Below are 13,082 nucleotides of genomic sequence, written 5' to 3'. Positions count from 1 at the left end.
TTCCGAAGGACCGAGACTGAATGTGTAAACGTTTACAGCAAAACCACCTTGGAGGCAAATGGCGCGCATCCGTCGTGTGGTCAAATAGCAGGCTTCGCATATCGATCACCCCTCGCGTTCGAACGGGCATGACCGCGCACAGGCCCCCTGGGCATAGACCTTAGAGACATGACAGATCACTCCATCAAAGATGTGGCGCGTATCGCGGGGGTATCCATTGCCACGGTGTCGCGCAGCATCAACCAGCCTGAAAAGGTCTCGGAGAGCACGCTGCACAAGGTGCAGGAAGCCATCCGGCAGACCGCATACTCCCCCAACAGGCTGGCCCAGAACTTTCGCCGGGGGCGAACCAATCTGGTCATGGTGGTATTGCCTTCGGTGGGCGATCCCTTTTTTACGGGGGTGATTCGCGGCATCCGGACAGCGGCCAAGACCTGGAGCTATTCGCTGGTGATTGAAGAGACGCAGCACAACACCATGAACGCGGATGAGGTGGGCGCGATGCTCGTGTCCAACCAGACCGATGGTGTGATCCTTCTTGCCAGCATGTCGCCCTTCGGCACCGAGATTCTCTCGGCCCGGAACAGACGACTGCTCCCCATCGTCATTGGTTGTGAAACCATCGCCCCGGAGCTGGATGCCTTGCCGAGCGTGCAGATCGACAACGTCGCGGCCGCGGCGGATGCGACGAACTATTTGATCTCGCAGGGGCATACACGCATCGCGATGATCAGTGGCCAGGAATCGAGCCTGCTGACGAAGGATCGCGAACTCGGATATGGCACGGCCATGCGCAATGCAGGCTTGCGCGTCGAGAGCGAGTGGGTGCTCAACGGCGATCTGACCATTGCAGGCGCGCGCTCTGCCACGCGAAGCCTGCTGAATCATCGGGTGCGGCCAACCGCCATCTTCTGTGCCAATGACGAAATGGCCATTGGTTGTCTGCACGAAATCAAGGCCTTCGGCCTGACCGTACCGGGCGATGTATCGATCGTCGGCTTTGACGACATCCGATACGCCGAAGTGGCGGACCCACCGCTTACTACCGTCAGTCAGCCCACCGAGGAGATCGGCGAACGCGTCATGAATCGGCTCTGTCGTCTCATCGAAGCTGGGGAAGATGCGGGCGCCCCGCGCGAGTGTGTGCGACATCGTCTGGTGATTCGCCAGTCCGTCGCGCCGCCGCTCGCGTAGCGCTCCGGGTTCTGAACAAAAAGCGCAAGGCTGGAGCGTGCGCGCGCCGGCTGGTGCCCTCGCCGTCTAGAACTGCCAGCGCACCTCGCCAAAAAGCCGGTCGTTGTCTTCGGCCACGTTGAAGGGCTGCTGCCGTCCGCCGTCATAAAGCAGCACGCCGCCGGCAACCTGCACGCCGCGCGCGAGCTCATAGGTGGCATCGAGGCGGTAAATGCCACCACCCGAGCGCCGCCAGAACTGGCCGTCCGCATTGAACACCACGCCGATAAGGTTCAGCCGCAGACGCTGGTTCATGAATTCGCGGGTGACGCGCGCAGCACTTTCGCTCGCCCACTCCAGATAGCCGGAGCGGGCCAGATCCGGGCCGAAGTCGTCGATGTGGCGCGCGGCCAGCTCCAGGCTGAAAGTGGTGTCGGCCAGGCCGAAGTACTCCACGCCGAGCAGGGCGTCATAACGGCGTACGGGGCGCGCATCCTCGGGCAGCGCCTGGCCGTCGGTGTCAGGGATCAGCGCGCCCACGATGGGCAGGGCATTGAGCAGCGGCAGCGGCTGCTCCAGCGGGGTCGTCCGCGTGAGTTGCAGGTCGTCGATAACGGCGGCCTCCTGCTTGAGCAGCCAGCCACCCTGGGTGAGCTGCACGCCAAAGCCGAAGAGATTGCTGCGGCTGTGGCGCAGCACTGCGGCCTGTTGGAAGTCCTCTTCGGTGGCGCCGGTGTCGCTGCGGTCGAAGGCGCTGGCATCCAGATAGGGTTCGTCCACCCAGAAGCGCGCCGCGTGCAGGCTCAGATCCCAGCCCGAAAAGCGCCCGATGGCGGAGGCGGCTAGATCAATGTCTTCGAAGTTGTCAGGCCGCACATTGCGGAAGCGGGCGGCGTTGCCTTCCGAATCCACCAGGCTGTAGAAATCGCTACCGAAGGGCGGATTGCGTGAGAAGCGATGCTCCGGGGTGGCGTAGGCGCTCAGCCGCCACGGCCCGGCGTACTGGTCAACCCGCAGCATGCCGACGGGACGGCGCAGGTCCTCGATATCCGCCAGCCCGGGTTCGAGGTTGTCCAAGGGATTGAGGATGTCCAGTACGCGCAGGTTGTCGGCAAAGCCCCAGACCGCCACCTGGCGGCCGATCTTCACGTCGGTGGAAGCGCTCACCGGGCCGCCCACCCAACCGTCGAGGATTTCCAGCTCCTTCTCGTAGGCGTCGATGACGTCCTGCGTGTAGTCGGCTTCGCGGTAGGCATAGGCCAGGTCCTGCCAGGCGCTGATGTCCACATGACTGCGCCAGTCCGCGCCGAGGCGGCCGTCGATGGTGAGCAGCCCGCGCAGCTGCAGCTTGGACAGGCCGCCGTAGTCGGTGCCGGTGGTGGAGCGATGGTCCTGGATGTTGTAGCTGGCCGAGGCAGACAGCATGCCGCCCACCTCCCACATGCCGGGCTCTGCGGGCGAGGTATCAGCGCGTGTGGGGTCCACCGGCACGGTGTCGACCACGGCGTCGATATCGTCGAAGCCGCCCATGAGGTCGTCCATGCTGTCGTCGGCCCCGGCCAGCGGGCCCCACGACAGGCACAACGCCAGCGTCAGCCACGCGCTGCGGTGACCGCTAACCCGCCGTCCGCGCGCGCGACCGCGCTTGCTGTGCGCCCCCACCCTCATCCGTGCTTGGCGGCGGTGTGCCTACAACCCACGCTGCAGACGGCGCTGGGTGAACAGCTCGTCGTCCAGGTCCTGGTTGTACTGCACGTTCTGCCAACGCAGCACGCTGGCGTGCTCGGTCTTCTTGCCCTTCTTGGTGGTCATGACCATTTCCATGGGCGTCCAGATGCCGTCGATCTGCTTCAGCTCGCGCACCTCCATGAATTTCATGCGCGGGCTGTCGGCCAGCCAGTTCACGGCGCGGATGATGACAAAGTTGTCCTGGCGGACGAAGAAGACCGACTTGCTGTAGCCCGTGCGCTCGATTTCGTCGTCATTGGTGGGCGTGGCCAGAATCTGCCAGACCGCGTGCTCGCCGACCTGCGTCTCCTTCATGATTTCGTAGCGGTAGTCGTCGATATTCGGGCTGCTCATGTCGGCATAGGTGAAATCCGAGCCCATGAAGCTGCCGCTCTTGTCCGCCGCCGCGATGCGCTTCACGTTCTTCAGGGCCGGCAGGTACAACCACTGGTCGTCGTCCTTGTCACCGTCATCGTAGTCGTAGGTCAGGAAACCGGTGTTCTCGACGTTGGCCGGGCCAAGGAAGAACATAATGCTCTGCGTATCCTCGGGGTTGTCCGGCGCATCCCGGCGGAACGAGCGAATCTGGCGCTCGCGGGTGTCGCCATCGGCATCCACCAGGATCATGGTCATGTCCATGGTGGCATTGTCGCCGTCGTCGAGGTCGCGCACCTTTTCCATGATGTCGCGGGCGGACAGCTCCGCATTCGCCGTCAGCGGCAGGCCAAGCAGGGTGAGAGACAGCATCAGTCGCTTGATCAGGGTCGTCATGCGCGTTGCTCCTTCCATTTGCGTTCTTTCCATTGCGTGAGCAGCGTCATCAGCGCGGGGGCCAGCAGCACGTCCGCCAGGAAGGCGACGATGATGCAGACGCCGGTGAGCAGCCCAAAGTGCTTGAGGTTGTCCATCGTGCCCATCAGATTCACGAAGAAAGCCAGCGACAGCACCATGGAGGTGATCATCAAGGCCTTGCCGGTGGTGCGCAGCGTTTCGCGTACCGCCGTGCGCGCATCCCGCGTCTGGGCGTAATAACGATGGAAGTTGTGCATGAAGTGGATGGTGTCGTCCACCGCCAGTCCCAGCGCGATCGAGCCCACCAGCAGCGTGAAGGCGTCCAGCGGAATGCCCAGCAGCGGCATCAGCGCCATGGTGAGAATCACCGGTGCCAGATTGGGAATCATGCTGATCAGGCCCGTGCGCACCGACCCGACCAGCAGCATCATCAAGGGCGCGACAATGAGAAAGGCCAGACTGTAGGCCTTGATGGTGTCGCTGATCAGCACCTTGACGCTGCCGGCAAGCAACATGATGACGCCGGTAAAGGTGAGTTCCGCGCGGTCGCCGATGATGTCGCGAAAACCGCTTTGCACCGCATCCAGATAATCGGGATAGAGCACGCCATCGACGAAGGGCATCTTGGCGGTGATGCGCATCTTGCTGAAGCTGGTGTCGACCAGATCATCGAGATCGTCGCTGCTGGAATTCTCGAACAGCAGCAGCTCCTGGGCGATGAGCTCCCGGCTGTCCGGAATGGCGTAGTAGGCCGGGTCGTTCTCGTTGAGCGCCTGGTGCAGCTCCTTGTTGATGTCGATCAGCGATACCGCCTTGCCGGACTGCACGCCGTGCACATTGAGTTCGTCCATGAAGCGAAGCGCCCGGTCCACGGCATGCAGCAGCTCGGGGTCGTGCAGACCGTTGCGCTCGCCGGTATCGACGATGATCTCGGAGAAGGTGGCGCCGCCGAAGTGGGCGTCGATGGTCTCGGTGGCCTCGCGCACCTCGAAGCCCTCGGGGAACCAGTTCAGCGGATAGTGGCTGGGCCGGATCTGCGACACCAGCACGAGCGAGACGGCGATGAGCACGAACCAGATGCCCGCGACGCGTTTGGGGTATCCGGTGGAGACATCCGCACACCAGCTCAGGAAGCGCTGAAATGGACCGGAGCTGTCATCGCGTAGCCCCTGCTTGCGGAAGGGCGTCACGGCGATGAGGGCCGGCAGCAGCGCCAGCGAGAACAGGAGCGCGCTGAGAATGCCGACTGGGGCCATGATGCCGATGTCCCCCACCGGCTTGAGGTCGGCCGTGATGAAGGAGACGAGTCCGCCGGCGGTGGTCAGGCCGGTCATCAATACCGCAAAGCCGGAATGCCCGAGCGCGTACTGCAGGGCCTGGCGCTTGTCGTCGCCGCGGTCGATGGCCTGGAAGTAGACCGTGAAGATGTGCACGGAATTGCCGACGCCGATGGCCAGCAACAGCGACGGCAGAATCTGCACCGCGGTGGTGATGACCATGCCGAAGAAGCACATCAGCACAAAGGTGAAGTACAGCGACAGCGCCGAGACTGTGATCGGCAGCACCACCATCACCCAGCGCCGGAAGACCGCGAACAGCAGCACCGAGATCAGAACAATGCCCACGCCCGAGAACAGGAACATGTCCCGCCCGAGAATGAAGGTGAGCTGGTGCATGATGAAGGGCGAGCCGGAAATGCTGATCTGGAAATCCGGCCGCGCGAAATCCGCCTTGGCTCCGCGGATCTCGTCGATCATCGCGTAGATTTCCTGGTCAGTGATGAAGCGGTCTTCTTCGGCGACCGCCTCCTCTTCCGACGCTGTGCTGTCCGCACCGACCGGGTCATCGCCGAAGCCGGAGGCGAAATCAAAATCGGCGGCATCGATGGACGCCATCTCGCGCGAGTAGCTGGCGGTATAGGTGTCTGGCGTGACGATGAGCGCGGCCTTGCGCAGGTCCGGACTGACGAAATGGTTCTGGTAGAGCGGATTGGCGGCGATGCGGCTGCGCAGGGCATCGAATTCCGCCGCGCTCTGCGGCCAGTCCTCAAGCAGCTCCTCAACCAGCAGCTCGTCGCCGCGGCCTTCCATCCAGCGGGCGTTGATCAGGCTGTCGACCTTGTCGACCTGCGGCACGGCTTCGAGCCGCTCATGCCAGGCCCGGAGCTGGCGCAGAAAGGCGTCGTTGACGATGTCGGCGTTGCTCTCCACCAGGATGACCAGCCGCTCGTCCTTGCCGAACTCGTCCTGGAAGGCCTTGTAGGTGACGCGCGCCGGGTCGGTCTCGCGCAGATAGCTCTCGTTGGAGGTGTCGACCTCCATGGTCGGCAGCCAGGTCGAGAAGTACACCACCGCGACCAGCAGCGTGGTGATGATCCACCACGGGTGGTCATGACAGAAGGCGCCCCAGCGCGCAAAGCCGCGCTCGATACGATCCCGCCCGCGGTCGAACCGGCTCGTAGGCTGCTCGCTCATCGTGGGGCCTCGCTCAGCCCCTGTGCTTGCGGTGCGTGCCTCGTTGCTGTGTCGCAGGCACGACCAAACGCGCCGATGTCGCGGGTATCGCCATCCATAGTTTTGTTATCAGGGGTTTGACGGGACATTGTCCCGAGCCGCTGTGCGCACTACGTCGTCTGTTGGGGTGAAGCGTCACAGCGGGACGGCCGCAAGCATCTACGCCGTTTTGAGGACGTGGCCCGGCGCCACAGCGCGCAGCCTAGGCCTCTGCATTCTGGAGGAGAGACCGATGCTGAGCCTGCAAGCCCTGTCCGACCGGGCGGAGATCGAGGCGGTGATGGTGCAGTACGTCAACGCCATCGACACGCGCGACTTTGAGGCATTGACCGCGGTGTTCACCGCCGATGCCTGGATCGACTACACCGCGATGGGCGGCATCAAGGGCGCCTTCCCCGAGGTGAAGGCCTGGCTGGCGCAGGTTCTGCCCCACTTCCCGGCCTACTACCACCTGATCGGCAATGTGGCGATCACGGTGGAGGGTGACGCGGCCCGCTCGCGCAGCGCCTGCTTCAATCCGATGACGGTCCGGCTGGAGGACGGCACGGAGCAGACCTTCTTCCTGGGTCTCTGGTACCACGACCGCTGGCAGCGCACCGAGGCGGGCTGGCGCATCACCGAGCGTGTCGAGGAAAAATGCTTTGATCACAACGTCCCCGCAGCGCTCGCGGTGGGCACCTCGTGACCGGAAGGTAGTCATTCCGGACGAAGCCCGTCACGCCGGCATGCGAATAATCATGATCCTGCCTCACCATCTCTGAGCAACCATGGCTAGCCCTTCCGCCGTCCACCCGACACCGGGTGACGGCACACTGCCCATCGACGCACCGCACTATGTGGACGCGGCCACCATGCACTGGCACGACCACTGTGAAGTCCTGGTCGTGGGTTTCGGTGCCGCCGGCGCCGCCAGCGCCATCGAGGCCTGCGACAAGGGTGCCGACGTTTTGATCTGCGAGCGCTTCGATGGCGGCGGCGCCACCGCACTCAGCGGCGGCGTGGTCTACGCCGGCGGAGGTACGGCCTATCAGAAGGCGGCCGGCTACGACGACACGCCAGCGGCCATGGCGCGCTATCTCGCCACCGAAGTGGGCGATGCCGTCAGCCCGGAAACCCTGGATCGCTTCTGCCAGGAGAGCGTGGATCTGCTGCAGTGGCTGGAGTCGCTGGGCGTGCCCTTCGCCAGCGAGCCGAAGCCCCCCAAGACCTCCTATCCCCGCGACGGCGTGTACCTCTATTTCTCGGGCAACGAAGCCGTGCCTGAGAATGCCGCCATCGCTGCCCCTGCGCCTCGTGGCCACCGCTGTCGCGCCAAGGGCATGTCCGGCGCGGCGCTCTACCGCTATCTGCGCGCCGCGGTCGCCGACCGGCCCATCCGCGTGCGCACACAGACCGCCACGCGGCGGCTGGTGGTCGATCAGGTCACCGGCCGCGTGCTCGGCGTCGAGGTAGCCGTGCTGCCCGAGGGGTCCAAAGCGGCGCGGCGTCATCGCCGGCTCAGCCGTCTGGCGCAGCGCGTGCACAACGTGGCCGGCGGCTTCGCCGACCGGCTGCGCGCCAAGGCCCGCCTCATCGAGGACCGCTTTGCCGAGATTCAGCACATCGAAGCGCGCAACGGCGTCGTGCTCAGCACCGGTGGCTTCATCTTCAACCGCGACATGGTGGCAACACATGCGCCGGCCTACGGCAGGAATCTGCGCCTTGGCGCCACTGGCTGCGACGGTAGCGGCATCCGCCTCGGGCAGAGCGTCGGCGGGCAATGCGCGCGGCTCAACAAGGTATCGGCCTGGCGCTTCATCAACCCCCCGTCGCCGTGGCCCGAAGGGCTGATCGTGGACGAGGAAGGCCAGCGCTTCTGCAACGAAGAGGTCTACGGCGCCCGCCTTGGCGTGCGCATGTGCGAGGCGCATGGCGGCCGCGCCTGGCTCATCATCGACCGCGACACCCGACGGCGCGCCATTCGCGAAGCCCTGTTCGGCAAGCTCTGGGCCTTCCAGAGCATTCCCGCGCTACTGATGATGTGGTTTGCGCCGCGGGCACGCACGCTGGCTGGTCTGGCCCTTCGACTGAAGATGACGACGGCAGCGCTGGAAGGGGCAGCGCACGCCATGAACGACGCCATCGACCAGCAGCGCGAAGACCCGCTGGGCAAGTCCGACGGCATGCGCCACGCGCTGCGCGAAGCGCCCTTCTACGCACTTAATATCTCGGCCGACAACCCCACCTTCCCCTGTCCCGCCATCACGCTGGGCGGGCTGCGCATCGACGAAGACAACGGCCAGGTGCTGGATGCGGACGGCTATGGCATCCCCGGCCTTTTCGCCGCCGGCCGTGCAGCGGTGGGACTGGCCTCCAACGGCTATGTCAGCGGCCTGTCGCTGGCGGACTGCTTCTGGTCGGGCCGCCGCGCCGGACGCAGTGTCGCCACGCTGGCGCCCGCGCTGCAGGACACCACCATCACCGCCGACCGCAAGGCGGGCTGAGCCCGACCGCCGCCCACACGCCACAGGAATCGCCGCCCATGGATCGAGTCAAGGACAAGGTCGCCATCGTCACCGGAGCCGCGGGAGGACTGGGCGCCGAGGACGCCCGCCTGCTGGTGGCCGAAGGTGCCCGCGTGGTGCTGACCGATATCGACGAGGCGCGCGGCCGCGAGACCGCCGCAGCGCTCGGCGATGCCGCACGCTTCATGGCGCACGATATCGCCTCCGAGACCGACTGGCAGCGCGTGATCGCGGAGACCGAGGCCGCTTTCGGAGGCGTGGACATCCTGGTCAACAATGCCGGCATCCTGCGTGCGGGCAGCATCGAGGAGACCTCCCTCGACCTGTGGCGCCAGATCCAGACCACCAACGCCGACGGCTACTTCCTGGGCTGCAAGTACGGCCTGGAAGCGATGAAGAAGCGCCCGAGTGGCTCGATCATCAATATGTCCTCGATCTCGGCCATTCTCGGCATGTCCGCCTTCGCGGCCTACAGCGCCTCCAAGGGCACCGTCAGCGCGCTGACCCGCAGCGTGGCCGCGCATTGCAAGCGCCATGGCCTGGCCATTCGCTGCAATGCCGTCGTGCCCGACGGCATCAAGACGCCGATGGTGGCGCACCTGCACGAGACCGTGCAGCCCGGACAACTGCCGGAGATGAAGGACATGGAGGAAGCCATGGCGCGCATCGCCGAGCCGCGCGACATCGCCACCATGGTGCTCTTCCTGGCCTCCGACGAATCGCGTTTCGTCAACGGCGCCGAAATGCGCGTCGACAACGGCTGGTCCATGTGGGGCGATTGAGCTCCGCCGGCGCAACGCATCCATGACGCCCCTGCCCCAGCGCGATCCCCCGATGGCCGGTAAAGGCCTTGCCGATGCCTGCCACAGTCGGAAACCGCGCGGCCCCGGTCGGCCGACATCCTCTTAATTGCGCATGCGACATCTGGAATGAAGGCAAATCAACCACAAAGCACACCGGCGGTCTTCGCCAACGTGGTACGGGGCTTCGGCTATCGTCCCGCGCTGGTCGATGAGAACGGCCAGGTCACCACCTACAAGGAACTCGACGCCATTCGCTATCGCGCGGCCGGCGCCCTGCTCGCACTGGGCGTGACGCCCGGTGATCGCGTCGCCATCTGGGCGCCCAACAGCGTGCAGTGGGTGATGGCGGCCCTGGCCATCCACAGCCTGGGAGCGGCACTGGTGCCGATCAACACGCGCATGCGCGGCCAGGAAGCCGGCTACATCCTCGAAAGAAGCGGCGCCCGGGTGCTGTTCTGCGCCGGCCGCTTCCTGGGCGAGTACTACCCCAGCCTGATCGAAGGCCACCGGCCGGACAGCCTGGAGCATATCGTCGCCCTGCACGACGCCGAAGGCGACACCCTCGACTGGGACGCCTTCCTGGCGCAGGCGCCGGAGGATGCCACGGCACAGGTGGATCGCTGCATTGCCACCATCGACGGCGACACGGTGATGGACATCATGTTCACCTCGGGCACCACCGGCCTGCCCAAGGGCGTGGTGACCGCGCATGGGCAGAATCTGCGCGTCATCCGCGAGTGGTCGCGCACCATGGCGCTGTCCAGCAATGACCGCTATCTGGTGGTCAATCCCTTCTTCCACGCCTTTGGCTACAAGGTGGGCTGGCTGGCCGGACTGATGCACGGCATGGCGGTGTATCCGCAGGCCGTATTCGACGCCGATGCCGTCATCGACCGCATCGAGAAGGACGCGATCACCGTGCTGCCCGGGCCGCCAACGCTCTTCGTCAGCCTGCTCGACGCGCTGCAGCAGGGCCAACGCGACCTGTCCAGCCTGCGCGCCACCATTACGGGTGCCGCAGCGGTCGCACCCAGCCTGATCGAGCGCATCCGCAAGGAGATCGGCTTCGAGATCGTGCTCACTGGCTACGGGCTGACCGAGACCTGCGGCATCGTCACGCTGTGCGCGCCCGATGACGACGCCGAGACCATCGTCAGCACCTGCGGCCGCCCGATCCGCGACATCGACGTGCGCTGCATGGATGACGAGGGCCATCTCCTGGGCCCCAACGAGACCGGCGAGATCGTCGTGCGCGGCTACAACGTGATGCAGGGCTACCTCGATGACCGCATCGCGACCCTGCGCGCCATCGACGCGGCCGGCTGGTTCCATACCGGCGATGTGGGCAGCCTCGACGAACACGGTTACCTGCGCATCACCGACCGCCTGAAGGACATGTACATCTGCGGTGGCTTCAACTGCTACCCCGCCGAGATCGAGCGCCTGATCGCCGCGCATCCGGCGGTGGGCCAGGTCGCGGTGGTTGGTGTGCCGGATGCGCGCATGGGCGAGGTCGGCATGGCCTTCATCGTGCCGCGCGGCGACGCCAGCCTCGACGAAGCCGAGTTCAAGGGATGGTGCCGCGAGCAGATGGCCAACTACAAGGTGCCGCGCTTCGTTGCCGTCCGCGATCACCTTCCTACCAATGCCTCCGGCAAGGTGCTGAAGTACACCCTGCGTGACGAGGCAGCCAAAACAATGCAGCAGGAGACAGCATGAGCAACCAGGATTTGAGCGGCAAGGTGGCCGTTGTCACCGGTGCCTCGCGTGGCGCCGGCAAGGGCATCGCAGTGGCGCTGGGCAGCCACGGCGCCACCGTCTACGTCACCGGGCGCACCGTCAACGAAGGCGACGCGGACCTGCCGGGCACCGTGGCCCATACCGCGGAGCTGGTGACGGCCGCAGGTGGCCAGGGCATCGCCGCCGTCTGCGACCACGGCGACGACGGCCAGGTCGCCGACCTCTTCGATCGGGTGCGCAGCGAGCAGGGCGGCCTCGACATCCTGGTCAACAACGCCACCTTCCTGCACGACCAGCTCATCGAGCCCGGCCCCTTCTGGGAAAAGCCGCTCGACATGACGCGGGTCTTCGATGTGGGCATCCGCTCCGGCTATGTGGCGAGCTGGTACGCCGCACCGCTGCTGGTGGCACGCGGCGGCGGCCTGGTGGTGTTCACCTCGTCCTTTGGTGCGCGCTGCTACATGCACGGCCCGGCCTACGGCGCCCAGAAGGTGGCGGTCGACAAGTTCGCGGCCGATATGGCGGTGGATTTCAAGCCGCACAACGTGGCCACGGCCTCTATCTGGATGGGCATGCTGCAGACCGACCGCACCCGCCGCGTCATGGCGCGCGAGCCGGAGAAGTACGCCGGCTTCTGGGAGATCGCGGAAACGCCTGAGTTCACCGGGCACATCATCAGCGCGCTCTACAACGATCCCAAGCGCGCCGAGCGTTCCGGTCAGACCGTGGTCGGCGCCGAACTGGCCCAGGAATACGGCATCGCCGAGCGCGATGGGCGTGTGCCGCCCTCGCACCGTGAGATGCTGGGCGCACCGGTGCAGGCCCACCCCGCCATCGTCCAGTAGCGGTACCGCTCAGCCGGTCCGCCAGACTGGCTCCGGCCGCTGCGGGCCGCGCTGCTCCGTTTGCATGAGGCCGGCCCGTCGTGGCCTGCGCAAGCATGTCGTCCACGACAACAAGAGGGAGACGACATGGCACAGCTGGCGGACAAGGTGGCCATCATCACGGGCGGTGCACGCGGAATGGGCGCGGCCACCGTGCGCCGTTTCGTGGCCGAAGGGGCGCGCGTGATGATCGCCGACGTGCTCGACACGGAAGGCAAGGCACTGGAGGAGGAGTTGGGCAGCGCGGTCGCGCGTTTTCAGCATCACGATGTCCGCGAAGCATCCAGCTGGGAAGCGGTGCGCGACGCCACGCTGGATGCCTTTGGCCGCATCGATGTGCTGGTCAACAATGCCGGCGTGCTGCTCTTCCGCACCCTTCAGGACACCAGCCTGGAGGACTACCGCAATGTGCTGGATATCAACCTCTGCGGCACCTTCCTGGGAACCCGCATCATCGGCGCGACGCTGCTGGCGCAGGGCGCGGGTTCCATCGTCAATATCTCCTCCGCCGACGGCATGAAGGGCGCCAACGGCCTGGGCGCCTACTGCTCCAGCAAGTGGGGGATCCGCGGGCTGACGCGCGTCGCCGCCATGGAGTACGGCCACCGCGGCGTGCGGGTGAATTCGGTCCATCCGGGCGGCGTGGACACCTCGATGGGCAATCCTTTCGCCGAGGAACGCAAGGAAGTCGACAAGCGCTACAGCATGGTGCCCCTACAGCGTGTCGGTGACCCTGACGAGGTCGCCCGTGTCAGCGCCTTCCTCGCCAGCGACGCGGCTGCCTATCTGTGTGGCTCCGAGATCGCCGTCGACGGCGGCATGCTCACCGGCCAGTACTACGTCGGCTTTCCCGGCGCGCCGGGTGTGGAGTGAATCCAAGCGCGCACGCCGCGCGCCTTTCCGTCTTCGCGGCGTGACTCGCACGGCCTTCGGAGACGGCTCGCC

Annotated in this window: 10 protein-coding genes; 7 read left to right on the top strand and 3 right to left on the bottom strand. The window is 65.6% G+C overall.

The window, feature by feature from the left end; genetic code table 11:
* The first annotated feature begins 168 nt into the window (after positions 1–168).
* Entirely contained in the window at positions 169–1,194 is a 1,026-nt protein-coding gene (locus ACOOFO_RS06575; protein ID WP_420429157.1) for a LacI family DNA-binding transcriptional regulator, read from the top strand.
* A 66-nt stretch (positions 1,195–1,260) separates the two neighbouring features.
* On the opposite strand, the gene ACOOFO_RS06570 is transcribed toward ACOOFO_RS06575, so the two are convergent.
* The 3 genes from ACOOFO_RS06570 to ACOOFO_RS06560 all read right to left on the bottom strand — a co-directional run bounded on the left by ACOOFO_RS06570 (position 1,261) and on the right by ACOOFO_RS06560 (position 6,167).
* The gene (locus ACOOFO_RS06570; RefSeq protein ID WP_420429155.1) at positions 1,261–2,715 is read right to left on the bottom strand and encodes a DUF1302 family protein; all 1,455 of its coding nucleotides are present in this window, start codon (positions 2,713–2,715) and stop codon (positions 1,261–1,263) included.
* A gap of 147 nt (positions 2,716–2,862) precedes the next feature.
* Positions 2,863–3,672, bottom strand: coding sequence for an outer membrane lipoprotein-sorting protein (locus ACOOFO_RS06565; RefSeq protein ID WP_420429153.1), 810 nt, complete (start codon positions 3,670–3,672; stop codon positions 2,863–2,865).
* Positions 3,669–6,167 carry an efflux RND transporter permease subunit gene (locus ACOOFO_RS06560; RefSeq protein ID WP_420429151.1) on the bottom strand — a complete coding sequence of 833 codons (2,499 nt, stop codon included), beginning with the start codon at positions 6,165–6,167 and terminating at the stop codon, positions 3,669–3,671. The genes ACOOFO_RS06565 and ACOOFO_RS06560 overlap by 4 nt, the downstream gene beginning before the upstream one ends.
* A gap of 271 nt (positions 6,168–6,438) precedes the next feature.
* On the opposite strand from ACOOFO_RS06560, the gene ACOOFO_RS06555 reads away from it, so the two are divergent.
* The 6 genes from ACOOFO_RS06555 (at position 6,439) to ACOOFO_RS06530 (ending at position 13,010) form a co-directional block, all read left to right on the top strand.
* Complete coding sequence (locus ACOOFO_RS06555; protein WP_420429149.1) at positions 6,439–6,891, top strand: nuclear transport factor 2 family protein; 453 nt, start codon at positions 6,439–6,441, stop codon at positions 6,889–6,891.
* A gap of 82 nt (positions 6,892–6,973) precedes the next feature.
* Entirely contained in the window at positions 6,974–8,689 is a 1,716-nt protein-coding gene (locus ACOOFO_RS06550) for an FAD-binding protein (protein ID WP_420429147.1), read from the top strand.
* A gap of 38 nt (positions 8,690–8,727) precedes the next feature.
* The gene (locus tag ACOOFO_RS06545; RefSeq protein WP_420429145.1) at positions 8,728–9,492 is read left to right on the top strand and encodes an SDR family oxidoreductase; all 765 of its coding nucleotides are present in this window, start codon (positions 8,728–8,730) and stop codon (positions 9,490–9,492) included.
* A gap of 147 nt (positions 9,493–9,639) precedes the next feature.
* On the top strand, positions 9,640–11,232 hold the full coding sequence (locus ACOOFO_RS06540; RefSeq protein WP_420429143.1) for a FadD3 family acyl-CoA ligase: 1,593 nt from the start codon (positions 9,640–9,642) through the stop codon (positions 11,230–11,232).
* The gene (locus tag ACOOFO_RS06535; protein ID WP_420429141.1) at positions 11,229–12,098 is read left to right on the top strand and encodes an SDR family NAD(P)-dependent oxidoreductase; all 870 of its coding nucleotides are present in this window, start codon (positions 11,229–11,231) and stop codon (positions 12,096–12,098) included. The genes ACOOFO_RS06540 and ACOOFO_RS06535 overlap by 4 nt, the downstream gene beginning before the upstream one ends.
* Before the next feature lie 126 nt (positions 12,099–12,224).
* Entirely contained in the window at positions 12,225–13,010 is a 786-nt protein-coding gene (locus ACOOFO_RS06530; protein ID WP_420429139.1) for an SDR family NAD(P)-dependent oxidoreductase, read from the top strand.
* Positions 13,011–13,082: the final 72 nt, after the last annotated feature.

It is taken from the genome of Algiphilus sp. (genome assembly GCF_965216485.1).
In the GTDB taxonomy this organism is placed as follows: Bacteria; Pseudomonadota; Gammaproteobacteria; order Nevskiales; family Nevskiaceae; genus Algiphilus.
Note: the sequence above shows the minus strand (reverse complement) of the source record. Positions and strands in the feature narration are given on the sequence as shown.

Coding starts and splice junctions, on each gene's coding strand:
- ACOOFO_RS06535 (WP_420429141.1), top strand. CDS start 11,229: ATGAGCAACCAGGATTTGAGCGGCAAGGTGGCCGTTGTCACCGGTGCC.
- ACOOFO_RS06575 (WP_420429157.1), top strand. CDS start 169: ATGACAGATCACTCCATCAAAGATGTGGCGCGTATCGCGGGGGTATCC.
- ACOOFO_RS06555 (WP_420429149.1), top strand. CDS start 6,439: ATGCTGAGCCTGCAAGCCCTGTCCGACCGGGCGGAGATCGAGGCGGTG.
- ACOOFO_RS06560 (WP_420429151.1), bottom strand. CDS start 6,167: ATGAGCGAGCAGCCTACGAGCCGGTTCGACCGCGGGCGGGATCGTATC.
- ACOOFO_RS06530 (WP_420429139.1), top strand. CDS start 12,225: ATGGCACAGCTGGCGGACAAGGTGGCCATCATCACGGGCGGTGCACGC.
- ACOOFO_RS06550 (WP_420429147.1), top strand. CDS start 6,974: ATGGCTAGCCCTTCCGCCGTCCACCCGACACCGGGTGACGGCACACTG.
- ACOOFO_RS06545 (WP_420429145.1), top strand. CDS start 8,728: ATGGATCGAGTCAAGGACAAGGTCGCCATCGTCACCGGAGCCGCGGGA.
- ACOOFO_RS06565 (WP_420429153.1), bottom strand. CDS start 3,672: ATGACGACCCTGATCAAGCGACTGATGCTGTCTCTCACCCTGCTTGGC.
- ACOOFO_RS06570 (WP_420429155.1), bottom strand. CDS start 2,715: ATGGACGACCTCATGGGCGGCTTCGACGATATCGACGCCGTGGTCGAC.
- ACOOFO_RS06540 (WP_420429143.1), top strand. CDS start 9,640: ATGAAGGCAAATCAACCACAAAGCACACCGGCGGTCTTCGCCAACGTG.